Here is a 22,780-nt window from a genome sequence, read left to right as displayed (position 1 = left end):
CCGACGCACCCACCGGGAGATGCCGACAGGAAAGAGGAGCCATGCACTTTATGAAGAGTCGGAGCAACGAAGAGGGGGAGGCGATGGTCCGTACCCGTAATCGCCCAGCCGTGCTGGCGGCGGCCGCCGCGACGAGTGCTCTGCTGCTCACCGCGGTGGCGCTGGGCTCAGCTTCCGCGACGTCGCCGGGTTCGGAGGAGCCGGCGAAGGCCGCTGTGCAGGCGGCTCCGGCGGCCGACTCGACGCGTGAGAGCTGGCAGCCGCCGACGGACCAGAGCCTGGGCCGCAGGAACCTCGCCGCGGAGCAAGACAAGGTCAACACCGATTTCCTGATCAGTGATGTGTCGCCGGGGCAATTCAAAGGCTGGTGGTACCAGTCCCACATCAAGGGCGTCAACGTGACGTGGATGGCGCCCTCGGGGCGGGATCCGTACGACGGGTGGGACTGGATCGAGATCCTGGACAGCAACGGCAAGCGCGTGACGTGGGACTGGGCCTGCGGTACCTCCCACTGCGGCGCGTACGGCTCCACCCTGATCGACACGAAGCTGACGAAGGGCATGGAGTACAAGGCCCTCTACTGGAGCGACGGGGGCCGGATCACCAAGGGCACCCTGCAGGCCGAGTTCGAGTTCTGGGCCTGACATGGGAGGCCGACGAGAAATGACACGAGCATCTGAACACGGGCCGGTCCGGCGGCGGTTGATCAGCGCAGGGGTTGTGGCCGCGGTGCTGGCGGGCACACTGGGTGCGGGAGATACGGTCACCTACGGTGCGCAGGCCCGGGCCGGACAGGACGCGCCCGCCCAGGCTCAGGGCCGGCCGTCGAGCCAGGGCCAGCTGCAGCCGAGGGCAGTGGGAAGCGACGAGGAGTTCGCCAACCTCTACACGCACACGGTCGGGAACATCCGCAGGGTGCTGCGAGGGGACGAGGCCGCCCAGCAGCCCGGGTCCGGCTACCTGATCCGGAACCCCGACGCCAACGCCTTCCAGTCGATCAACATCGGACGGTTCGCCGAGCGGGACAACATTCAGGGCGGCATGGTCCGAGCGCTCTTCCGCCGGTCCGATACGTATCTGCTGGGATTCTACGTGGAGCACGGAAGCCGCCAGACCCTCTACACGTTCGCCGAGGGCGGGCGCGACATGATCCCGGCAGAGGTATACCCGCACGCCGACAGGTCGCGCTTCCCCTTCCCCGTCACCTACCGCCACGCATCCCGCATCCAAGTCGGCCGGGGCCATCTGCGGGATGCCGTACGCACCCTGTTCGACCACGACCCGGGCCCGGGCAACGGAAGGCTGCGGGACCACGTCGAGACGCTGGCCGTGGCTCTGGCCGAAGGGGCGCGATTCCAGGTGATTCCCGGACTGATCGCCCAGCACATCCGGGGCGGGCAGGACTGGGCCGTGGGCGACCACGAGAACGAGCTCCACGACTGGACCGATCGGTCCAGAGTCGTCGCGAACGCGCACGCGGCCGACCCGAGCGGCGCCGACGGCTCCGTGTGGCGGCAGCCCCGCAGGTACGACTGGAACGGCGCCCGGGTACTGCTGACCGCGCTGGACCTGGCCCGCCGGATATACCTGCTCAAGCCGCCGACGAAGCACTGACGTAACGAAACCGGGGGTTGAGAAGGCGTCGTCAACTTGAATGGCGGGCCTGGACGGCTGAGAAGATCTTCGAGAGTCTTGATCACCTCGGAGGGATCGGTTGTGGATGCCGGGGTGCTGTCGTACAAGGGCTACTGAACCTCTTTCATCCTGAATAGCTGCAGGTCAGGAGAGTGTGGACGGCGGTGACGGCACGGCCGATGCGGCGGGTCGAGCAGCGTGCTCTGCGCAGGAGGCGCCAGGACTTGAGCTGGGCGAAGGCACGTTCTCCGGGGGCGCGCAGACGAGCATGGTCGCGGTTGAACTGCTGGTAGTGCTCCGGGAGCTCGTGATGCCGGTAGTACGGCGTGCGGAATGTGTTGTCGGCGCCTTGGTAGGCGCGGTCGGCGAGCACGAGGATCTGGCGGGTGAGGCAGGCTTCGGTGATCCCGTGGGCGCGGGCCGCGGTCAGGTCGTGCGTGCGGCCCGGAGTCGCCCGTGAGAACCACAGGGGCGTCCCGTCCGGCAGTGCGATGACCTGCACGTTCATGCCGTGCTTCCGGTGTTTCTGTGAGTAGTACGGCTCATCGGCGGCGACGCGGACGAGTTTCTTGACGTTGGTCTGGACGAGGCGGACCTTCGCGAGGATCTCCTCGGCGGACGCGGTCCAGATGAACGGATTCGCGTCCTCGTTCCAGGAGTTGATGTAGTCGCGGATCTGCTTGACCAGGACGTTCACGCTGGAGAACGTGCCGCGGCGAATGGACTGCCGGGTGAGGATCCCGAACCAGATCTCGATCTGGTTCAGCCACGAGGACCCGACGGGAGTGAAATGGAAGCGGATGTGCGGATTCTTCTCCAGCCATGCCTTCACCTCCGGCGTGGTGTGGGTGGACAGGTTGTCCAGGACAACGTGGATCTCCTTGCCGGCGTGCGGCTTGATCGCCTTCTTCAAGAAGGCCAGGAAGTTCGCCCCGTTCCGGCTCGGCTTGCACTCGCCGGTCACCTTACCGGTATGGACATTGAGGGCGGCGAAGAGGTTGGTGGTGCCGTGCCGCACGTAGTCGTGGGTGCGCTTCTCGCTCGCCGCGAAGGTCACCGGCAGCACCGGCTGAGTCCGGTCCAGCGCCTGGATCTGCGTTTTTTCGTCGATGGACAGCACCACCGCGCCGCCGGGCGGGGCCAGGTACAGGCCGACGACATCGGCTACCTTGTCCGCGAACGCGGGGTCCTTGGAAATCTTGAAGGTGCCGTTGCGGTGCGGCGTGAGATTCTCCTCGCGCCAGATGCGGGCGACGTAGTGCCAGGACACCGAGATGCCCTCGCGTGTCAGTGGTCCGTGCGGCCGTCGTCCGGCTCGGCGTCGTCGCTCTCGATGTTGCCGCCGTACGGCCTGAAGGGCCCTACCTTGGCGATTCGTTCAAGGGCCGGCCGCTCTCGGTCCAAAGGCCGCCGAAGATGAAGTTGCCCGGAACGCTCTGCGTTCCGGGCAGCATGCTGGGCGGTGGCTGCGAAGCTCGGGAGAGGCTATGGCCGTCTCAAGCCACGGTTGAGGGGTTTGCCGATTCGGCGGCGCGGCGGTATTCGTCGTTGATGCGCTGGGCTTCTTCGAGCTGGTCTTCCAGGATCACGATGCGACAGGCGGCCTCGATGGAGGTCCCGTGGTCGACGAGTTCCCGGGCCCGCGCGGCGATGCGCAGCTGGTAGCGGGAGTAGCGGCGGTGTCCGCCCTCGGAGCGCAGCGGGGTGATCAGCCGGGCTTCGCCGATGGCGCGGAGGAAGCCCTGGGTGGTGCCGAGCATCTCAGCGGCCCGGCCCATGGTGTAGGCGGGATAGTCGTCGTCGTCGAGACGGCCGAAGGTGTCGTCTGCTGTCATCTGCACCTCTCTGTGGAACACGCTTGAGGGGCCCTGGTGCCAATGGCACCAGGGCCCCGAAGGAACTGCTACACCATCTGCCGGCCCTGGTACTGCGCCGGCCTTCTGTTTCCGCTGACCCGACCGAGATGCTGTCGGGGGTGCGGGGATCGCGGTTGCTTGACCGGAGACCACCTCACTATCGATGTCCTGCGGTACCCGGGCCCAAGACTTCCGCCCGGGCGATCCTGATGGCGCTCGGCTCCTCCGTTCTTCCCTCGGTTGATCACTACTTGCCAACTGCTGGTGATGCGAACTACTTGGTGACCTGGGTAAGCGTCACTCTTCGGCAGCCAGCCCCGTCGCCCGTCCTGCGTCTGCTCTGGCTTAGAACCCCACTGCCGAACCTCCCGGTGCGCGCGTCCCAGCCGACGCCTTCACCGAGGTACTGCTCACTCACTGCTGGGTACTGCGAACTGCACTTACCGAACTGCGGTACTGCTCACGGCGGCCCCTGACCATTGCGGGCCACCCGGTCCGGTCGTCAGTCCCGTCGCCGTACTGCAACAACCCTGGCTTCGGAACTCCACCACCGAACCGTCCTGCGAACTGCAACTGCGGGTACTACTGGCCGGCAGTTCGTCTCTGCCCGGCCTCGTTGATCTCGGCTACGAGAGAAACCATAACCACACCACCACCCAATGTCTACTCCGGCCGACATAGATTTCCGTGTGTTCGACGGTGAGGTAATCGATCTCGAACAGTAGGGCTGGAGCAGGAGACCCGCCCATGAGCGTGCAGAAACTTCCCTGCCGGGCCCCGGCCCCTCGTCTTGCGGCACGCCAGCCGGGTGGCGCAAGGGAGGCCGTTGCTGGCGGTGCCGCATGGCCCACAACGCGGAAACCAACCGCTACCGGGGCCTGCGGCCGGCAGACCGCGCAACCGTCCTGGAACAACTGCGGGCAGGCGCCACCCCGCACGAGGCCGCTGAGATCGTCGGAAAGACGGCGAGTGCCCTGGGACAGGCAGCAGACGGCGACGGAGAACTGCGGGCAGCCCTGGACGGACACCCCCTGGCGTGCAGGTGCTCGCCCGCCAACTCGACTACCTCGCGGCGTTAGTACTCCAGCAGCGGTTCGTGTCCTGAGCTGCGTTTTCGGTAGTGGCAGTGGCGGGCGATGGCTTGGCGGTGTCTTCTCCAGGCCGACCATCTCAGTGCGTGGGTGACGGGATCGTGGTCGGCTCGGGGGCGGGGCAGGAGAGTGTCCAGGAGTCGCCGGACCTCCGCCACGGTGAGCGGGACGGGGGCTGATCCGTTTCTGCAGCCCCCTTTTCGTCGCCGCAGCCTGAGGAGTGCCTCCCGAACGGCTGGGTTCCGGTCGACGACGCGTTTGCGGCCAGCGCCGGGCCGGCGGATGCGTCCCAACGGGACCTCTCCGGCGTCGAGTTCCCGCACTCCGGCAGACACAGTCGCCTCACGAACACCGGCGGCACGGGCGACTGCTCTGATCCCGCCGTGGCCGAGGGACTGGGCCTCCGCCCCTATCAGCAGGCGACGCTGCCGCTCGTCGAGGTGCGGCAGAATCACCTCGAACTTGGCTGCCAGCACGGCCCGTTGCCCATCCAACCCGTTCATGCCAGACCAACGAACCACCGAACGGAAAGCCACGAGTTAAAGATCTGCACGCCCTTAGACAACACGACGCCTGGCAGCCCGGTCCAGGTGCCCTCGCCCCTGCTGATGGCGACCGCAGGTGTCACTGACGCCGGACCGGAGCTCCTGGAAGCAGTACGGCGTGGGGGCACAGCAGCTCCGGCTGTGCGGCCCACGCCTCTTCGACGCTCGGTGCTGCAGGCCATCGAGACTGCACCCCGGAATGTAACGAGGGCTACACGTCACCTGGCCCTTTGGACTCGGCGGGCGGCAGGCCGTCGTGGCAGGAGAAGAGACGCCCCGGCTGGGAGAAGGGTGAGTCAGCCGGGCCGAGGGGGTAGGCGCGGCCGTTCTTGTAGTAGTTGGTCTCGCCGAGCACCCAGAAGTAGAGGTCGACGAGGGGGTCTCGCGGGACGAGCGCGAGGCCAGCTCCTCCGATGCATCCGTAGGCGTTGCGTCGGGCGAGCGGCTTGAGCAGCTCAACGAGCTCCAGGCCGTTGGGCTGGCCGGCGACTGCGGCGGTGGTGGCGGCAGTCACGAGGTCGGCGAGCTGCAGGTGCGGGACGTGATGAGACGGGGCGGTCACGATGGGCATCACCACGCGGTCCGGCTTTACGTAGGTGGTGCCGAGCGTGGTGAGGTCCAGCGCCTCTGCCAGCCACTTTGCGTGGTCCTTGCTGCCCCCGCCAGGTTCGTCGGCGATGACGACGCCACGCTCGTTGGTGGTCTGTAGCTCCATCTCGATACGCTCGTACAGGTAGCCCAGGATCTTCGTGGCCACCTCCCTCTTCTCCCACTCCGCTTGGCCGCGGTCCCAGATCACCACGGCCGTACGGACGCCGCACTGCCCTGCGATCTCCAGCATCCGGCGGCGCGCGCCCTTCACCACATCGCCGCCAGCGCTATCCAGCCAGCTGCCTTTGGACGGCTTCCACTTGAACTCCTCGCTATCGGGCATGCCGATCTCGGCCCGGAGCTGGTCGACCGCGCGGTTGTACACCGCCACTTGAGGCTCCGGGAACATGACGGCGCCCACCGAGACGAGTTCGCCGAGATGCTTCCGGCGGGGGCACGGCTGTCCGCTGTCGTCGATGAAGATCAGCTGCATTCTTTCTCTCCCGTCCCCGGCCCACCGCCATCGGCTGGCGTCGCCCTCTCGGCGTGCTCATTCGGCTCAGGAGCGTACGACGGGCCATGCCCGAAGACAGCGCCCTGCGAGGGTGCTGCCGACGACTTCGCGGGGCGCACGAGGACGACGTACAGGCTGCTGCCTTCCGCGTTGGCCAATCCTCCGTCGCTCCCAGCTGAAACTCCTCCCTGGCGATACCCACCTGCTCCTCGGCGGCCTGGGCCTGGCGGAAGGCGTCCCCTGCCGAGTCGGCTGCGGTCCGGGCTTGTCAGAAGGCGAAACCGGACGCCAGGAAAGCCATGCCAACTGACGCGACGGAGATCCAGTCACTGGCTGCCATGTCTGTCCCTACGCCCTCATGCACTACCTGGAGCCCTCGGTGAGGGTGGCTATTCGGCGGCTCGGACGGCTTTGAGGGGGGTGGGTCGGCGTTTGGGTGGTGCGGTCTCGTACATCGGGGCGGTGATCTCGGGGAGTTCGCCGTCCTCGATGCGCTCGGCGGCGTCCTGGAGGGCCTCCTCCAGCTCTTCGGGGGAGGCGTAGGAGGCGATGTAGGGGTGGAGGTAGTACGTGCGGTACTTCCGCCCTTCGGGCCGCAGCACCAGGCCCCGGCTCTCCAGGAGCGCCATCGCGGTGGGGAACGCTGGCCTGTCCGCAGCTGCTGCCGTCTTCCTCGGTCCGTGCGACGGGCAGCGCGTCGACCCGTATGGCAGGCTGTGCCCCCATAGCCTGATCTCATGCTCAGCGACGATGCCGCCTGGCACGATCTGTACGGACAAGCCGCCGCGGAATTCGGCGACCTTGTCAGCGAGGTACGTACCGCAGTGGACTACGGCCTTGCTGATCCCGAGGACTCGGCTGAGGTGGCCTGCGCCGCGACGGAGACCACCGAGGCGGTCGTTACCGCTCTTTCTCACGAATGGGCGCTCTACACTCCACAGGAAGCGGCCACGGTCGCCTCCGCGCTGTTCCTTCAGCTGCAACACAGCGCGGACGCACTCGCCGCTCTGCGCCGCGCCGTCGGGCACATCGCCGAACGCGGCGAGACCGAACTCCTCGACTCGGCAGGCCCCGGGCAGCCAGCGAATCTGGCTGACGCACTGCAGCAACTCCACCGCGCGTCCAACGACCTGCACCGATTGGTTTCCCGGCACGCTTCCACGACGGTCCGTGCCCTCGCCGCGGCCAAGAGCTGCGCGCCGATCCCGCGGAATGCGCACGAGACGATCGTGGCTGTCGCGCGGCTGTTGGAGGACCAGCACGACGACCAGGTGCAGCTGAACGAACGCCACGGCCCCGGCGAGGACGACCCAGCAGCCGACGACGTCTTTGGCTGCAGCTGCGATATCACCGTGACCAGCAAAGGCGAGACATTCAGCTTCCACCGCGGCGACTGCGCGTGGTCCCTCCTTCGAGACGCTGATGGGCGCCCCCAAGCCGACGGAAGCATCCTCTACAGCAACTGGAGCTCGACCAGCACATCCCTGATCACCGCACATCCGCAGCAGCTGACGCAAGAGATCATCGCTCTCGTCACGTCGACCGACTGACGTCCCCCTCCCAGCACGAGGCGCCGGTCACAGCCGGGACAGCCGCGGCGGTGCTCGGAGGTGACCATCAGATCGGCTACTTCTCCTTGTGCTCCTCGCCTGTGTCATCAGAGCCGTCGCCGGAACCAGGTTGAACGTGGTGGTAGGCCGGCGGGCGGTGGGCCGCGGCTCCTGGGCAGGCCGTAAGGGGGGGGAGCCTGGGTAAACCGCCCCGTACGGGGGCTTGCCCAGCCCGGCCGGGCCGCGCTGAGGTGGTGCCCGTCCCGCCGGACGTCCCGGGCGGGCCGGTGGCGGAGGAGGAGCCGGTGGAGAGCTTCAAGGTGGGGGAAACGGTTGTGCGGCGGGAGGTGCACAGCTCGGGACGGGTGTGGAACGAGCACGCGCTGCGCGTCGTCGCCGACACCAGCGAGGCCTTGGTGGCCGCCTGCCCGCCGGGAGCTGAGACCCGCTGGCCCGCCCTGTACGTCAAGGCCCGTACCGACGGCGACCGGTCAGTGCGCACGGAGGCGTTCGACGCGATGGCCGCCGGCACGTGGGAGCTCGTGGACGCGGTGTGGCAGGACACCGAACTGCTGCAGTGGAAGCCGCCGGCGGCCTGGTTCAGCGTCAACGCCTTCTACACGGGCGCCGGGCTGCGGAACTGGTACGTGAACTTCGAGCACCCCACCACCCGGACCGGCGACGGGTTCGAGACCTTCGACCTCACCGTGGACCTCGTCGTCGATCCCGACCTGACCGGCTGGCAGTGGAAGGACGAAGACGAGTACGCGCACGTACGGCGGCTCGGCATCGTCACCGACACCGAGCACCAGGCCGTGGACGCCGCCCGCGACCAGGCCCTCGCGATGCTCACCGAGCGCACCGGCCCCTTCTCCGACACCGCGGCGTGGACGGCCTGGCGGTGGAACCCGGCCTGGCCCACCCCCCGGCTACCGCGCCCAGGCGTGGCCGGAGAGAGGGATGCACCGACGGGTGGCTGATCACCGACCCGGCACCTGTGACGTTCGCCCTGAACGCGACGGCCCGCGACCGGCTGGCCGGCCGCGAGGTACTCGGCGCCGCCGAATGGCACCGGCGACGTCTGAGTACGGGCACCATCCACGCACACGGCCGGGGCGATCCCGCCGCCGCCGACCTTGCCGCCGCCGCAACGGCCAACTTCACCGACGAGCTCACCTGTCTGCGCTCCTGCGCCGCCGAACTGTCCGCCTATCTCACCCCCGACAGCACCCTGCTCGCAGCCTTCCAACTCCTCAGCCCCGGAGCAAACCTGAAAGCCCGCCAAGCGCTGCACATCGGCAACTTCGCCCGCTCCAAGGAGCGCCTGACCGGCTACACCGAAGCCCTGTGGAAGACGCTGCACCCCGAGGCCCGCCGGCGATGGAAGGCCGCCCAGCCGCTGTACGATCCGGTGCGCCGCGCGAGGGACTTCAGCGCGCAACAAGCGGCACAGGCCGAGCAGCAGCAGATGTACCGGGAGTGCCTGGCCGCCGCCGGACGCGTCTACAACGCATGGCGCACGACACCGAAAGATCAAGAACGGGCCTTAGAACTCCTAACGGAATGACTTCAGGCGTCTTTATGTAGGCTCCCGCCATGACGCTCGCGTACTGGGAACGGCACCGCTTCGACGACCTGGCGGTGGCGGCCGACCGGGACGAACTGCTCAAGTCGGCGGACGAGAACCCGGACCCGTACGCCGCCTTCCTCAACCTGCTGCGCTCCGGGAGGCGCGACGCAGTGTGCACGGCGCTGGAGTACTTCCACTACCAGGACCGGCAAGCCCGGTGGGGCTTCGGCAACCCACTGGACGAGTACGCCACTGAGGTGCTGGACCACGCCCGGTGGGTGCTGCGCGGGACGCCGCTGCCGGAAGCACAAGGGCAGGACCGGGCCAGCGCGCTGTGGGCCATCCAGAACCACGCCGAGGCCGCGGACGCCCCACTGATCACCGCTGCACTGCGCGCCGTGGACGGCGACGTCGTCGACGATGGCGCCGTGTCCGCCGCCGGGCAGTGCCTCTACGCCTGCGAAGTCCCTGAGGACCCCGAACTTGTCGCCCAGCTCGGCGCGATGGCCCTGGACGAGGACCGCCCCCTGCGAGTCCGCGTGGCGTGCGCAAGGGCGCTGGCCTCGGCGGAGTCTGACCAAGCCGCCGAACTCGCGGTACGGCTGACCGACCTCTCGGAACTCAAGCTCCAGCTGGCCGGCGCCCTTGTCCTCACCGCCCATCTCGACACGCATCGCCCCCTCCTCGAACGCCTGGTGGCCACCTGGCCCCCCAACACCCCCGAGGCAGACGACATCCGCGACGCCTTGGAGGAGGACGAGGATGACGCGTGACGTGCTCATAGAAATCCCGACGAAATGATCTCCGCGGTGGTTGGATCACTCCGGGACCGGTGATCTGGGGGTGCGTGGTGGCTCGGCCGAAGCCGTGGGAAGTAGATGGTGCGTTGTGGGCGGTGGTCGAGCCGCTGCTTCCGAAGGTGGGGCGTCGGCCCCGGCACCCGGGGCGCAAGCGGCATCCTGACCGGCCGGTGTTCCAGGGCATCCTGTTCGTACTGCACACCGGGATCGCCTGGGAACACCTCCCCCAGGAACTCGGCTTCGGTTCGGGCATGACCTGCTGGCGCCGACTGGCCGAGTGGACCGAGGCCGGTGTGTGGTCCCGGCTGCACGAGGTCTTGCTCGCCAAGCTCCGCAGTGTGGACGCCCTGGACTTCTCCCGGGCCGCGGTCGACGGCTCCCACATCCGGACGTTAAAGGGGGCTCCAAGACCGGACGAAGCCCCGTTGACCGGGGCAGAACCGGCAGCAAGCACCACTTGATCACCGACGCCACTGGCATCCCGCTCGCCGCCACCCTGACCGGCGGCAACCGCAACGACGTCACCCAACTCATCCCGCTCCTCCAGGCTGTGCCGCCGGTGCGCGGCAAACGGGGCTGGCCCCGACGTCGCCCAGACATGGTGCAGGGCGACCGCGGCTACGACCACGACAAGTACCGGCGTCTGGTCCGGAATCTCGGCGTGAAGCCGCTGATCGCCCGCCGCGGCACCGAGCACGGCTCGGGCCTGGGCACCCACCGCTGGGTCGTGGAGCGAGCATTCGCCCACCTGCACTGGTTCCGCCGCCTGCGGACCCGCTGGGAGATACGCGACGACATCCACGAAGCATTCCTCACCCTCGGATGCGCACTGATCTGCTGGCGACGCCTGAAGTCATTCCGTTAGGAGTTCTAAGTGCGGACAAAGCTTCAGGACCTCCACTGGCGAGGAGTCCCGGCGTGTGCGTGGCCCAGCGAGACCACGGGCGGTCCATCAGCTCCCCGGCCTTGAGCATCCAGGTTCAGATTCTCCAGCTACGGATGCGGTCGGCAGCCTTGTAGACGGTGGCCTTACCAGCCTGAATGTCCCGCACCAGCTCCACCAGCGCGCCATAGGGCGGGTCGATGCCCTCGCCCGAGGCACTCATGTACGCGACGGCGACCTGGCAGGCATACAGCGAGTTGCGGTACGGCAGGGGCTCAAGCTGAACCACCGTGTGCAAGAGCGCGGCGGCCCGCCAGGCGGCATCGGGCGGGGCAAGACCTGGACGGGGAATGCGGGTCTTATGGCGGGCGACCGCAGCGACCAATCCGGAGTAGTCCGCAACGCTGACGTCCTCGGGGACGGCCTGTTCCTGGACATCGAGCAGCCAGGAGATATCGACGTGGAGCACCATCAGGCGGCCGCTGCTCCCTGGTGGTGATCAGCCGGAGGGACCTCGTCAGGAAATGCCTCGTCGAATTCGTCACGGTGCTGCTCACCCCAGGCCACAGCAGAGCGCACGAACAACAGACGCTGGCGCTCCCGCAGGGATAGATCGTGAACGAACTGCTTGAGGGACTTGCCTTCGGCGGCCGCTGCAGCGCGGACCTCCTCCAGCTCCTCGTCGGTGAAGGTGATGTTCAAGGACGGCATACCCCGATGGTACCTAACAGGTACCTGGATGGCCATGAGATCTGGCGCGACAGGGTGATCACCTCGGGGCGGGCACTGGCCAGCAGCAGTGCCGTCCCGCCGGAGATGCCCGCATACAGATGCGTCCCGGCCACGCGCCAGCCAGCTTGAGGCGGCGGCCGCGACCATTGAGCCGGTCCGAGGCTGTGGCACGCTGGCTGCGCAGACGCCGGCAGCGGTCACAGGATCTAAGCCAAACAGTCCCGAGGGCCCCATACCCCGCCCGGCGCGTTACAGCAGCGCTCCCAGCGGCAGAACGCGTTCGGCGAGCTTTCCGCGCAGCTTTCCTCCCGCGGTGTCGACGTCGGCCCGAGCCAGTCGGCAGTGATCAGCAGTCCGGCATGCTCGGTCACTTCCCCAGGAGACAGGGCACAGAACGCGGCGGCTTTGCCCAGGCGGAGTCCGCAGTCCTCAGCGCGGCCGATGCAGCCGTCGGGACGGGCATGGGCGATGGTGTACAGGGCCAGGAGCCGGGTGGTGGCGCCCGGTTTTTCTTGCGGATCTTCTGGTCGCCCACGACTCTCGCGCCCAGCCGGAGATCCTTGAGCGGATGTTCTTGCCGAAGGCGAACGGGCGGGGCCAGCCGGGCAGCAGCGCGGGGACGGTGATCGTGGGGCCCTCGACAGAGCTGCCGGTCAGGCGCAGCCAGTCGTCCGCGACCAGCCGCTCCAACACCCACGCTCGGCATCCCCTTGAAGCCAGCCGACCAGGTCTTGCCCGGTGATCTTCCCGGTGCCGTCACGGGCGGCCCGCAGAGTGAGAATGTGCACCGCAAGGGCACCTCGGACTCGGGGTAGACGGAGTGAGTGCAGAAGGAGTCCAGGCCCCGGGGAACTCACCCTGAGCCAGGGGTCGTTCGCCATGCGCAGCAGACAAAAGCCACCGGCAGCAAGCCTCCTGCCGGTATCGGCAGGAGGTACCCATGGGGGAATTCAGAAGGAGGTGGGGCGGGTGGCGCTGACGGCGGTGCATGTCGAGTGGGGGCGTGTGGATGCCACTCGGGATGATCTGGGCTGTGCACGTGCCTGGTCCGAGGTCCATCGAGTACGTCCCCGTTCCCCGTTGGCGTGCCGTGAGTGCGGACACGGCATGCGGGCCAAGCAATCGCCCTGCGGGTTGCGTTACTTTGCGCACGATCCGCATGCTCCCGCCTGTAGCACGGCCGGGGAGTCACTGGAGCACCACCGGCTCAAGCAGGCGCTGGCGGCTGGCGCCCGCGCCGCGGGGCACCGCGCCGAGCTGGAGGCTGCCGGCCCCGGCGGCCGCTGGCGCGCGGACGTGCTGGCCACCTGTCCGCGCACCGGCCGCCGGACCGCGCTGGAGGCCCAACTCTCCCCTCTCATCCGGGAGAGCGCCATCGAGCGCACCGGCCGCTACCGGCAGGAGGGGGTGGAGGTGGTGTGGTTCGCCATCCGCGAGCGGCTGTGGCAGGCCGCGGTGCCCTCCGCCCGTGTGAACCCGGACCGGACGGCACAGGAATGGCGCCTGGATGATGCCCTCTACCGCTTCACCACCGAGGAGTGCTACTGCGACCGGCCTTGTCCCACCGGCCTCCACTCCCACTGGGCGCAGAGCGCGCTCTCCCTGCCCTGCTTCCTCCTCCTGCTGCTCACCCACCAGCTGCACCCCCACCCCTGGAAGACCCCGGGCGCCTGGGTACCGGTTGAGGACCTCGCAGCGGAGGAAGCCTTCCGTGCCGAAAAGAATGCCGCCCGGGTCGGGCCCGCCCTGAGACTCCGTCCCGACCTGGCCACGGTCATGGCCGGGTTCAACGACCTCATCCGGCCGGGATTCGATGCCGCCCGGGCCACCGACCTCCTAGAGGAGATGTTCGCCGAGCTCACCGCCGCCGGTGCGCACGTAGTCACCGTCACCTACCCCGACATCGGCAGGATTGCGCCGCTCGCCCGACCCATGCGGCCGAGGGTGCTCGACTTCAACGCCCAAATCCGTAGCACTGCTGCCCGCTACCCCGGCGTCACCGTCGTGGACACCTTCCCCCACACCTTCACCACCGACGCCCGAATGTGGAGCAGCGACCGGCTGCACGCCAGCCCTCTGGGCCACGCCCGCTTCGCCGCTGCCGTGGCCCACGCACTCAACCTGCCCGGCAGCAATGAGACATGGACGCTCCCGCTCCCCCCGCAACCACCACGCACAGCCTGGCAGGCCACTGGAACCGAACTCCGCTGGATCGCCGGCTTCGGCGGCTCATGGATCTACCGCCGACTGCGCGGCCGGTCCTCCGGCGACGGGCACAGCGCCAGGAGACCCGAACTCGCTCCGGTGACTCCGCAAGCCCCTGGCTGATCGATCGGGGGCGCCGGGGACGTCACCCTCATCCGCTAAAGCCAGCGCCACCTGCCAATGTCTGCCGGTCGTGCTGGCGTTGGAGGCCGCGGGCGCCTCGCTACCCAGGGTCCGCAACCACCCCGCCAGTCACGGAAAGTGAGGGTTCACCAGCGACAGGGCAAGCCCCCACCGGTCAAATTTGAAGACCCGGGACATCCAGGAGGCGGCAGGCGCGGACATAGGACGTCCCGCCGGAGGCCCGGCCGGAGTGCAGCACCAGCGCCCCGGCCACCCCGACGACGGGGTACTGCCAGTTCTCCTCCGCGGCCTCGGCGAGTGCCCACACACTGCCGGGGTCGCAGGGCGCCGGGCCCGGCTCCTCGTAGTAGTCCATGGCACGATCCTGCCCGCACCCGTGGGCACACCACGCTCGCACACAGACAGAAGGGCAGCTGCTGCACGCCGCACGAGCCCTGCCGCACGGGTCTGTCCGATGGGTCAGTGCCCGGGCGCGACGTGCGCACTTCGCTGACCAGTACCATCGGGCTGCTCTCCGCTGCAAAGACCGCCGCAGCGGGACAGGCCACGACGCAAGCGGACCGGCGGTAGGGGTCGGCGCTCCCCGCGAGCGGAACGTCCGGACACGGCTCAGGGGTAACTGGGGCAGCTGTGCGTCGCGCGGCGCACGAGACGGGTTAGCGTTCCGACTGTGACTGACGCGAGTGAAATGCCTATGGGTGACAGCGAGTTGGCGACCGGGGAGGGCGAGGCGGACGAGGTGGTCTGGGAGCACGAAACCGAACTGACCCTTGTCTTCCCGCCGTTCGCTTCCCATCCCGGAACCGCCGGAGGGGACCTGCGGCCGCATGACGCCTCACGTGCCCGGCGCTTCGTCGAGGCGTTGAGCACCGTTGCGGCGGTGCTGGACGAAGGGACGGAGATCTCGCTGTCCGAGGCGGTCCCGCCCTACAGCCCCGCCGGATTCGGATACGTGGCGGTGGGCTGCTGGGGGAACGTGGTGCACCTCGTCGATCCGGCGCTGCTGTCGCTCACGATGGAGGAAGAGGTGGCCGCGCTGCGGAAGCTGCACCCCGAGGCCCGCATCGCCGGTGAGACGGTCGAACGGCTGACGGGTCAGCACCACGGCTATGTCCTGGCGGTCCCCGGGGCCGGGACGCTGCACGCGGGCAGTTGGGACGGCGAGAGCTACGAGGTGGAGGAAGGCGATCTGTCGGCGCTGCTGCGCGCCCTCGGTCCCGGTGAGGACATGGAAGGTGAGGATCTGCTCGGATTCGGCGAGGTGAACCGACTGGCTGCTCTCGTCCACACGGGCTTCGACGACATCGAGGACCCGGACTCCCTACGCATGTCCGTCTTCCGGGTCCGCCACACCGAGGACGCGGAGGACGCGATGGACGAACTCTGGCGTTACCTCTGAGGGTCGCGTCGTCGTCAGGAAGGCTGCACTCCTCAGGTGAAGAAGAGTATCGGGCCCTACCCGTGCCTGCGTGTCGGAGGCGATGGCCCTCAGGTCGTCTCGCTGGCCGGATCGGTCCTGCTGTGGGGACGGTCCGCAAGAGCGGCCTTGGCCAGGCGGTATCCGCCGCGCTTTTGCGGTGGCGGATACTGCGGGCCGTTCACGATCCAGGGAAGATCGTGCTGGACTTGGCGGTCGCGCTCGGCGGGGACTGTCTCGCCGATGTGAGCATGCTGTGGGACGAGCCGGCTGGCGTACGGCTGAGGACCGTGGCCGAGGTCATCGCCCACCTCAGTGCGAGCAGGCAGACCGCGATCTTGCTGTGCGAAGATCCTTGCGCGGCTGTTCGGCCAGGTGCGCGCGCCGTCCACCCTGGGCACCTTCCTGCGCGCCTTCACCCGGGGCCATGTGCTGGCTTCGGCTGCGCCAAAGTCTGCGGCCTGCACTTCCAGATCGTCACGGTCAAGACCGCCACGTGCACCCCGGTCATCGTCGCGACGCGGCTGCGCAAGGGATCGGCGAACTCCGACAAGGGCGCCGCATCCCTGCTGCGCGAGGCCCTCACGACGGTGCGGGCGATGGGCCTGACCGGGCAGATCATTGTCCGGGCGGACTCCCCGTACTTCTCCCACAAGGTGGTCGACGTCTGCCGCAGGGCCAGCGCCCGTTTCTCCCTCGCGGTCGCGGTGAAGAAGAAGGTCCGCGAGACCATCACCCAGATCCCCGAGGAGGTTCCGCGGATACAGCATTCCGACGCCCTGGACGGTCACTGAGCCTTTTCCGTGCACCCAGCAGAACAGGAGGTGACACCGTGACGTAGCGGTGTTCTTGCTGTTCGGAAGCTCGTCGTCGCCTGCCGGTGGAAGTCCGGTCCGGGTAGCTGCCAGGAGGCCCGGTAGCAGGCTGGCGGCGTCGGAGGGAAACGTCCGGCGTCGAAGCCCAGCGTCGAAGGCCCTGCAATGGGGGAGCGACGGTACGGTCCGTAGCATTACGCGAAGCCTGCGGCGTCGTTACTCAGCCACCCTTTTGGGTGGAACGAGGGAGTGCCGAGCCCTTCGAAATCGGGGTGAAGGCCATGGAAGCGGTGAAGATCCTGGACGGGCAGCCGTGAAGGACTCCCCGGCGTATGGGGCGCGGAACGTATCGAGGGTGGCGGCGGGAACTGGGGAGGCCCTCCCCGGCCCGGTGACCTGCGGAGAATCGTCGTCGGAAGCAACGCGCCCTATAACCGGTGACCCCGGGAAGTGGACGCGGGCCGGGTGGGCGTCGGAGGTGGCCGTAGTACCGCTTGAGCCGAGGAGACAACACAACTCCCGGTGAGGGAAGGGCCACTGCTTCGTCGGTGCGTCATGATGACAAGGAGTGGCCCGGTGAGTGCCGGTATGGCTAGTCCCGCCGTCGGGGGACGTTCTCCCTCGGACAAGGTCCGTGCCTTGCAGCATGCGCTTTACCGGTCGGCCAAGGCCGATCCCGGACGGCGGTTCCACGCGCTGGGAGACAAGATCCACCGCAGGGATGTGCTCCGGCGTGCGTGGGCCATGATGCGTGCCAACAACGGCGCACCGGGCATCGACCGCACCACCCTGGCCGCTATCGAGGAATACGGCATCGACCGTCTCCTCGGCGAATTGGCCCACGAGTTGAGGCAGGGCCGGTATCGGCCCTCGCCTGCCCGCCGGGTGCTCATCCCCAAGCCGGGGGTGAAGGACGAGCAAAGACCGCTGTCCATCCCGACGGTTCGTGACCGCATCGTGCAGGCCGCGATGAAGATCGTGCTTGAGCCGGTCTTCGAGGCCGACATGCTGGCGTGCAGCTTCGGGTTCCGCCCGAAACGCTCGGCGCACGATGCCCTGCAGGTGCTCATCGACGAGCACCACCGGGGCCGGCGGTGGGTGGTGGAGACAGACATCGCCGAGTGCTTCTCGGCGATTCCGCATGAGGAGTTGATGCGCGCGGTCGAAGAGCGCATCTGCGACCAGACCGTCCTCAAGCTCCTGCGGCAGATCCTGCGCGCCGGGGTGATGGAGGGCGGGCAGGTGCGGCGGCCGGTGACCGGGACCCCGCAGGGCGGTGTGATTTCACCGCTGATGTGCAATGTCTATCTGCACCGGCTGGACCGGGCATGGGATGAGCACGACGGGGTCTTGGTCCGTTACGCCGACGATGTGGTCGTGATGTGCTTCTCCCGCAGCCAGGCCGAGCGGGCACTGGCCCGACTGGTCGAGCTGCTGGGGGAGTTGGGGCTGAAGCCAAAGGCAGCCAAGACCCGGATCGTGCACCTGACGACGGACGGGGAAGGCTTTGACTTCCTCGGGTTTCACCACCGCCAGGTTCGTTCCCGGGGGCTGCAGGGACGCCGACGTTTCGACTTCCTGGCCCGCTGGCCCTCGGACAGGGCGATGCGGCACGCCCGCGACCGGATCCGGGAGATCACCGCCCGGCGTCGGCTTCCGCTGCATCCCGAAGCGATCGTGGAGGACTTGAACTTGTTCCTCCGTGGGTGGATGGCGTACTTCCGGTACGGTCACTCCGCCCGCCGCTTCAGCAAGATCGGGAAATTCGCGCGGGAACGCGTTGCGCACTTCATCAGCAGAAAGCACCGGCGCAGCCGGGCCTTCGGCTGGTGGGTGCTGACCATCTCGTCCCCGAACGAACTCGGACTGATCAGCCCGTATGGAACCGTCGTGGCACCCAGGGCCGGAAAGCCCTGGCGGGAAAGGCCGAATGCCGCCGGTGAACGGCGTCGGTGAGCCGTGTGCGGGAGAACCGCATGCACGGTTCGAAGCGGCGGGGGTTGGAAACGGAGCGGAAGCACTCCGCCACCGCGCCAGCCCCCGACCCTACAACCTCAGTGTGAGCAGGTCAGGTGGAGGGTGAGGACGGCTCGGACGAGGCTGGTGATGTGGGTGGTGGAGCATCGCAGTTTGCGTAGGAGTCGCCAGTTCTTGAGGGTGGCCATGGCCTGTTCGACGAGCGCTTGGATCTTCGCGTGCGAGCGGTTGACGGCCTGCTGACCAGCGGAGAGTGTCTCCCAGCGGCCCCAGTGGGGCACCCGTATGGTGCCGCCTGCGTCTCGGTAGCCCTTATCTGCCCAGCACTCCACTCCGGCTTGTGCCAGGGCGTCGACGATGTCGTGAGTGCGTGCGGCCTTGATGTCGTGGACCGAGCCGGGCAGCGCCGGCGATGCCCACAACAGCCGGCCGACGGGATCGGTGATGACCTGCACGTTCATGCCGTGCTTTTTGTGTTTGCCTGAGTAGAAGGGCCGGTCGGCGGCGATGCGGTCGATCGGCAGCAGCGTGCCGTCGAGGAGCACGAACGCCTTGGTGGAGGCCGTCCTCACTGCCTGGGTGAGGGGGGTGCAAGGGAGGCCAGGAGACCGACGGCCTCGGCGATGTACCGGTAGGCGGTGGCGGTGCCGACACCGAACCCCGCAGCGAGTTGGGCGTACGTGTGACCGCACCGCAGGTGCGCCAGAACCAGCAGCGCCTGCCGCCCGGCGGACAGTCGGCGCCACCGCGTGCCCTGTTCCCGGCGACGCCCAGCCAGTTCACCGGCGAGGAAGCGCAGGGCCGAGGTGGACACATCGACGCTGGCTGGGTAGACAAGCACGCGGAAGCCCCTGGTGGACAGGCGACCTTGGTCGTGAACCCGTCTACCAGGAGCTTCTTCACGTCCGGACACCGCCCCTCCAGCCCGACCACCCACCCAACCGGCCAGGTTGGCAACAGCTGACTGCTAGCAGTGCACCTTCCCTGCGGCGCTCCGGAACCTGGACCAGCCCCACGGCGTTCGGTCAGGTCTTCTCCGGTGTCCACTGCGTGGCCTTGCTGAAGTAGCTACGCGTACCGTCCTTTCCCGCGTTCTGTGCCACTCGGTCGATCCACAGCAGGACCACGTTCTTCTGATCGGTCTCGACGCATATGCCCATGCCCGCCTTCAGGACCGAGCCCTTCTTGATCTGCTGGATGGTCACAAGGCCGGGCAGGTCGTTCCGGCGGGCCGCAGTACGGCACTCCTGCGGAGTGATTTCCCGCTTGTTCACGGAACCCCAGACTCCCTTGCCGTCGACCAGCCTGAGGCCGTTGTCGGGGAACTCGTCGTTCTCGCCGCAGTTCATGTACACGAGCGTTTCTTCGCTGGACAGGCCGGCGTGAGTCTGATGCGTCTCGACGCTCATGCTGTTCAGGTCGACAAAGGTCGCTCTGGCGGCGCTGCAGTGAGCGGACGTGTCCGAGGTGGGCAGCGGGGCGCGCAGATTGATCGGCTTGTCGCTGACCATCTGCTTCCAACCGGCCTGGTTACTGGGCTGATTGCGGCCTCCGTCGGAGGACTCGCCGACGCGGGGTGAGTGCGTGGCCCAGTATGTGGCTCCTCCAGCTGCCAGCACCGCGGCGAGTCCGGCGGCGGCGATGACCATGCGCGGCCTGTGCGCCCCGCGCCGTTCTCCATCCGTCGCCGAGGCCTGGCCCGACTGCTGAACCTCCGGTCGGCTCACCGGTTGAGCCGACGGCTGCGCGCTCTCACGCTGGTTCACCTCCGCTCCGACGTTCTCCGGCAGCCACCAGTCGGGCCCGCGATGGAATGAGGCGCCATCGCCGCTGCCCCGGCACATCTCGATGACCTCGGCCGGGGACGGCCGCTGCTCCGGGGTCTTGGCGAGGCAGTGCCCGACGACATTGCGGAGTTGCTCCGGGCAGGACGCCAGGTCCGGCTCCTCGGAGACGATACGGAACAGCAGGGCGTAAGCAGACCCGTCTCCGAACGGATGCCTTGCAGTCGCGGCGAAGAACGCGACCATGCCCAGTGCGAAGACGTCGATCTCCGGGCCGGCCGTCGTACCCGTCACCTGCTCCGGGGCCATGTACGCGGGCGTACCGAGCCGCACGTCCGTGCCCGTTAAGGCCGTGGCATCCGTGGCCCGTACGAGCCCGAAGTCGATCACGCGCGGCCCGTTCGAGGCCAGCAGCACGTTCGTCGGCTTCAGGTCACGGTGCACGAGGCCCGCCGCGTGCACCGCCTCAAGCGCCTCCGCGGTGCCCGCCACCAGCGACAGCACGGTCCGCGGCGGCAGCGAGCCATGGGCGCGTACAGCGTCGGCAAGCGAGGGTCCCGCAACATAGGCAGTGGCCAACCAGGGCTGCGGACATTCGGTGTCGCTGTCGAGCACCGGCGCTGTGTAGGGCCCATGCACCCTCCGAGCCGCCGCCACCTCGCGGGCGAACCGGCGCCGGAAGTCCGGGTTTTCGACGTACTCCCGCCGTATGACCTTGAGCGCCACAGGCTGACCGCCCGGGGTATGGGAGAGGTAAACCACCCCCATGCCTCCAGCGCCGAGCCTCCCCATCAGCTCGTAACCGGCAATCTCCCGCGGATCGCTGGCCGTAAGTCCTTGCACCGCGCTCCCCCTCGTCACCGCTCCGCCGGGCCCAAGGACGTCCAGCGGCCAAGCTCCAGTTCCCCGAAGGCCCGGCATGGCACTTCACCCAGGGCGGTGTTGCCGACTCCCCGCAGCACGGCAGCACCCCAGTGTGCAACGCCCCAGACGCGTCAATCCGCCGCCAGTGACCCCGAGTTGACCCCCCCATCGCGCTGTGGGGGAGCTGGCCGTGGCCGCCTGCCCGTCGCTCCATCTCCGCGAAGGGCATGGCCCCGGACTTGTAATAGAGGTCCTGGAGCGCTGCGACGAAATCGGCAGGCTCTCGGACCAGGTCCGGGCGGGGAACCGTGTCACGGCCTCGCAGCTGGCCCGTCAGCTTCTGCTCCTGGACCCTTGCGGCCCGCCACATCCGCTGAGCATCTGGCACGGGAGCCCCGCACACGCGCGCGTACGCCTCGACGACGGGCAGGCGCGGGATGCGCTCGCCTGTGGTCGCCCGCTGCAAGGGCCAGGCTGAGTAGACCGTCTGCTTGGCCATCTCGGCGTATGTCAGTCCCGCTTCCTTCCGGCGGGCACGCAACCACAGCGCTAGTTTCTTCAGCGCCGCGTTCGGGGTCGAGACCGCTTTCTCGGGACGTCCCACACAAGCCTCCTCAAGCCGTCGGCGTGAGGGGCGCACGGCGGGTCAGGTGCAGGGCTGTCAGGCCGCACCCGGTCACTACCTCCAAAGCGGTGATCACCGGCATCCCCGTGCCCGTCAGAACGGCTGCGATAGCGGTCAAGACGACTCCAGTTGCTGTTCGCCGCCAGCAGGCGTTTGCCGACACCTGTTGCGGTGAACAGCATGTTGGCACCTCGTTGACGCCCGGTGGTAATGACTCAGGCGGTTACTGAGTTTCAAAGCGTGGTGTCGGCAGGGGCTGACGTTCCTTGATCCCTGCGGTATGCCGAGTGCATGAGGTATGCGCAAGGGGGCGGACTGACCGACGAGCGGCGGGCCTTCCGGGAGAAGTTGAGGATGGAGGCGGCTGAGCGGTTCGCCCGAGGCGACGAGAATGCGGTCATCGCGCACGACCTGCGGGTCAGCGTCCGGTCGGTGCAGCGCTGGCGCATGGCCTGGTCCCGGGGCGGACCGAAAGCCCTGGTTTCCAAGGGGCCAGCGTCGTTGCCGCTGCTCAGTGACGAGCTGTTCGCCGTGCTGGAGCAGGAGCTGACCAAGGGGCCGGTGGCACACGGCTGGCCGGACCAGACCTGGACTCTGTCACGGATAAGGACCCTCATCGGGCGCCGGGGTCTTGACCCCGGATTTTGAACACGTCTATGCGGCTTGGGCCAGGGTAGTTGCTGTTGGTTGGAAGTCGTTCTCGTAGGCGATCGGGGACCGCTGGCCGAGGTGGGAGTGTCGGCGTCGGGTGTTGTATCGGGTCAGCCAGCGGAAGGCGTCGAATCGCGCTTCACGCTCGTTCGACCAGCTTTTGCGGCCCTTGAGCGTCTCCCTCTTGAAGGCGGCGTTGAAGCTTTCTGCGGCGGCGTTGTCGGCGCTGGACCCGACCGCGCCCATGCTCTGCCGGACCCCTGCTGACCTGCAGATTTCAGCGAAGGCCCTGCTCGTGTATTGGGCGGATTCAACTGGTCGTCGCAACACCGGCTTGGGCTGATCGTAGATGATCGTTGAGGGCTTCTGCGGGTGTCTTCCAGCCGAGGATCTTTCGGGGACGGGAGTTGAGGACCGTGGCGATGGCGGCCAGTTCGTCGCCGCTCCATCGGGACAGGTCGGTGCCCTTGGGAAAGTACTGGCGCAACAGCCCGTTGGCGTTCTCGTTCGTGGCCCGCTGCCATGGGGCGT

General features: G+C 68.0%; 20 protein-coding genes and 7 pseudogenes. 13 read left to right on the top strand and 14 right to left on the bottom strand.

Annotated features, from left to right (window positions below; genetic code table 11):
• The first annotated feature begins 50 nt into the window (after positions 1 to 50).
• Together ACTWP9_RS33020 and ACTWP9_RS33015 are read left to right on the top strand one after the other, a co-directional pair.
• Positions 51 to 644, top strand: a complete 594-nt coding sequence (locus ACTWP9_RS33020; RefSeq protein WP_443250011.1) for a hypothetical protein — start codon at positions 51 to 53, stop codon at positions 642 to 644.
• 19 nt (positions 645 to 663) lie between these two features.
• Entirely contained in the window at positions 664 to 1,614 is a 951-nt protein-coding gene (locus ACTWP9_RS33015) for a ribosome-inactivating family protein (protein WP_443250010.1), read from the top strand.
• 145 nt (positions 1,615 to 1,759) lie between these two features.
• Here the strand turns inward: ACTWP9_RS33015 and ACTWP9_RS33010 are convergent.
• The 6 genes and pseudogenes from ACTWP9_RS33010 to ACTWP9_RS32985 form a co-directional block, all read right to left on the bottom strand.
• A pseudogene (locus ACTWP9_RS33010) lies at positions 1,760 to 2,194 on the bottom strand (transposase family protein); the annotation flags it as partial.
• A 105-nt stretch (positions 2,195 to 2,299) separates the two neighbouring features.
• A pseudogene (locus tag ACTWP9_RS33005) lies at positions 2,300 to 2,905 on the bottom strand (IS630 family transposase); the annotation flags it as partial.
• A 226-nt stretch (positions 2,906 to 3,131) separates the two neighbouring features.
• Positions 3,132 to 3,470 (bottom strand): MerR family transcriptional regulator, encoded by a 339-nt coding sequence (locus ACTWP9_RS33000; protein WP_443250009.1) that lies wholly within the window; start codon positions 3,468 to 3,470, stop codon positions 3,132 to 3,134.
• A gap of 1,321 nt (positions 3,471 to 4,791) precedes the next feature.
• Positions 4,792 to 5,085, bottom strand: a pseudogene (locus ACTWP9_RS32995) (ISAzo13 family transposase); the annotation flags it as partial.
• Between the two features lie 253 nt (positions 5,086 to 5,338).
• The gene (locus tag ACTWP9_RS32990; protein WP_443250008.1) at positions 5,339 to 6,211 is read right to left on the bottom strand and encodes a DUF3800 domain-containing protein; all 873 of its coding nucleotides are present in this window, start codon (positions 6,209 to 6,211) and stop codon (positions 5,339 to 5,341) included.
• A 410-nt stretch (positions 6,212 to 6,621) separates the two neighbouring features.
• Complete coding sequence (locus tag ACTWP9_RS32985) at positions 6,622 to 6,861, bottom strand: hypothetical protein (RefSeq protein WP_443250007.1); 240 nt, start codon at positions 6,859 to 6,861, stop codon at positions 6,622 to 6,624.
• A 108-nt stretch (positions 6,862 to 6,969) separates the two neighbouring features.
• Between ACTWP9_RS32985 and ACTWP9_RS32980 the strand changes: the two genes are divergently transcribed.
• From ACTWP9_RS32980 to ACTWP9_RS32960, 5 genes are all read left to right on the top strand, one after another.
• Positions 6,970 to 7,782, top strand: coding sequence for a hypothetical protein (locus tag ACTWP9_RS32980; protein ID WP_443250006.1), 813 nt, complete (start codon positions 6,970 to 6,972; stop codon positions 7,780 to 7,782).
• A 254-nt stretch (positions 7,783 to 8,036) separates the two neighbouring features.
• Positions 8,037 to 8,762 carry a DUF402 domain-containing protein gene (locus tag ACTWP9_RS32975; protein ID WP_443250005.1) on the top strand — a complete coding sequence of 242 codons (726 nt, stop codon included), beginning with the start codon at positions 8,037 to 8,039 and terminating at the stop codon, positions 8,760 to 8,762.
• Positions 8,763 to 8,779: 17 nt separating this feature from the next.
• On the top strand, positions 8,780 to 9,349 hold the full coding sequence (locus ACTWP9_RS32970; protein ID WP_443250004.1) for a hypothetical protein: 570 nt from the start codon (positions 8,780 to 8,782) through the stop codon (positions 9,347 to 9,349).
• 29 nt (positions 9,350 to 9,378) lie between these two features.
• Positions 9,379 to 10,125, top strand: coding sequence for a hypothetical protein (locus ACTWP9_RS32965; RefSeq protein ID WP_443250003.1), 747 nt, complete (start codon positions 9,379 to 9,381; stop codon positions 10,123 to 10,125).
• A gap of 77 nt (positions 10,126 to 10,202) precedes the next feature.
• A protein-coding gene (locus tag ACTWP9_RS32960) for an IS5 family transposase (protein WP_443250002.1) occupies positions 10,203 to 11,017 on the top strand; the annotation gives its coding sequence in 2 pieces (ribosomal slippage) (positions 10,203 to 10,545 and positions 10,545 to 11,017; 816 coding nt in all).
• 115 nt (positions 11,018 to 11,132) lie between these two features.
• Here the strand turns inward: ACTWP9_RS32960 and ACTWP9_RS32955 are convergent.
• Together ACTWP9_RS32955 and ACTWP9_RS32950 are read right to left on the bottom strand one after the other, a co-directional pair.
• Positions 11,133 to 11,507, bottom strand: coding sequence for a toxin Doc (locus tag ACTWP9_RS32955; RefSeq protein ID WP_443250001.1), 375 nt, complete (start codon positions 11,505 to 11,507; stop codon positions 11,133 to 11,135).
• A complete protein-coding gene (locus tag ACTWP9_RS32950) occupies positions 11,507 to 11,746 on the bottom strand; it encodes a hypothetical protein (RefSeq protein WP_443250000.1) in 240 nt (79 codons plus the stop codon). Before ACTWP9_RS32950 ends, ACTWP9_RS32955 begins: the two co-directional genes overlap by 1 nt.
• A gap of 1,128 nt (positions 11,747 to 12,874) precedes the next feature.
• On the opposite strand from ACTWP9_RS32950, the gene ACTWP9_RS32945 reads away from it, so the two are divergent.
• A complete protein-coding gene (locus ACTWP9_RS32945) occupies positions 12,875 to 14,095 on the top strand; it encodes a competence protein CoiA family protein (protein WP_443249999.1) in 1,221 nt (406 codons plus the stop codon).
• Between the two features lie 175 nt (positions 14,096 to 14,270).
• Here the strand turns inward: ACTWP9_RS32945 and ACTWP9_RS32940 are convergent, their stop codons facing one another.
• Positions 14,271 to 14,471, bottom strand: coding sequence for a hypothetical protein (locus ACTWP9_RS32940; protein ID WP_443249998.1), 201 nt, complete (start codon positions 14,469 to 14,471; stop codon positions 14,271 to 14,273).
• Between the two features lie 315 nt (positions 14,472 to 14,786).
• Here ACTWP9_RS32940 and ACTWP9_RS32935 point away from each other — a divergent pair, with 315 nt between their 5' ends.
• The 4 genes and pseudogenes from ACTWP9_RS32935 (at position 14,787) to ltrA (ending at position 18,304) form a co-directional block, all read left to right on the top strand.
• Positions 14,787 to 15,515, top strand: a complete 729-nt coding sequence (locus ACTWP9_RS32935) for a DUF6333 family protein (RefSeq protein WP_443249997.1) — start codon at positions 14,787 to 14,789, stop codon at positions 15,513 to 15,515.
• A 36-nt stretch (positions 15,516 to 15,551) separates the two neighbouring features.
• Positions 15,552 to 15,871: pseudogene (locus ACTWP9_RS32930) on the top strand (IS1380 family transposase); the annotation flags it as partial.
• Positions 15,872 to 16,327 carry a transposase gene (locus ACTWP9_RS32925; RefSeq protein ID WP_443250059.1) on the top strand — a complete coding sequence of 152 codons (456 nt, stop codon included), beginning with the start codon at positions 15,872 to 15,874 and terminating at the stop codon, positions 16,325 to 16,327.
• Between the two features lie 660 nt (positions 16,328 to 16,987).
• Positions 16,988 to 18,304, top strand: a complete 1,317-nt coding sequence (gene ltrA / locus ACTWP9_RS32920; protein WP_443249996.1) for a group II intron reverse transcriptase/maturase — start codon at positions 16,988 to 16,990, stop codon at positions 18,302 to 18,304.
• Positions 18,305 to 18,402: 98 nt separating this feature from the next.
• Here the strand turns inward: ltrA and ACTWP9_RS32915 are convergent.
• The 3 genes and pseudogenes from ACTWP9_RS32915 to ACTWP9_RS32905 form a co-directional block, all read right to left on the bottom strand.
• Positions 18,403 to 19,166, bottom strand: a pseudogene (locus ACTWP9_RS32915) (transposase family protein).
• Between the two features lie 184 nt (positions 19,167 to 19,350).
• Positions 19,351 to 20,952: a serine/threonine-protein kinase gene (locus ACTWP9_RS32910; protein WP_443249995.1), complete on the bottom strand. Its 1,602-nt coding sequence runs from the start codon at positions 20,950 to 20,952 to the stop codon at positions 19,351 to 19,353.
• Between the two features lie 412 nt (positions 20,953 to 21,364).
• Positions 21,365 to 21,577 (bottom strand): annotated as a pseudogene (locus ACTWP9_RS32905) (helix-turn-helix domain-containing protein); the annotation flags it as partial.
• 312 nt (positions 21,578 to 21,889) lie between these two features.
• Here ACTWP9_RS32905 and ACTWP9_RS32900 point away from each other — a divergent pair.
• Positions 21,890 to 22,225, top strand: a pseudogene (locus tag ACTWP9_RS32900) (helix-turn-helix domain-containing protein); the annotation flags it as partial.
• A 27-nt stretch (positions 22,226 to 22,252) separates the two neighbouring features.
• Here the strand turns inward: ACTWP9_RS32900 and ACTWP9_RS32895 are convergent.
• Both ACTWP9_RS32895 and ACTWP9_RS32890 read right to left on the bottom strand, forming a co-directional pair.
• Positions 22,253 to 22,495, bottom strand: a complete 243-nt coding sequence (locus ACTWP9_RS32895; protein ID WP_443249994.1) for an integrase core domain-containing protein — start codon at positions 22,493 to 22,495, stop codon at positions 22,253 to 22,255.
• A gap of 64 nt (positions 22,496 to 22,559) precedes the next feature.
• Positions 22,560 to 22,780, bottom strand: a 221-nt coding sequence (locus ACTWP9_RS32890) for a transposase (protein WP_443249993.1), incomplete at its 5' end; no start/stop codon positions are given.

Source organism: Streptomyces sp. 3N207 (assembly GCF_052246355.1).
Lineage (GTDB): Bacteria > Actinomycetota > Actinomycetes > Streptomycetales > Streptomycetaceae > Streptomyces.
This window is presented reverse-complemented; position numbering and strand designations above follow the sequence as displayed.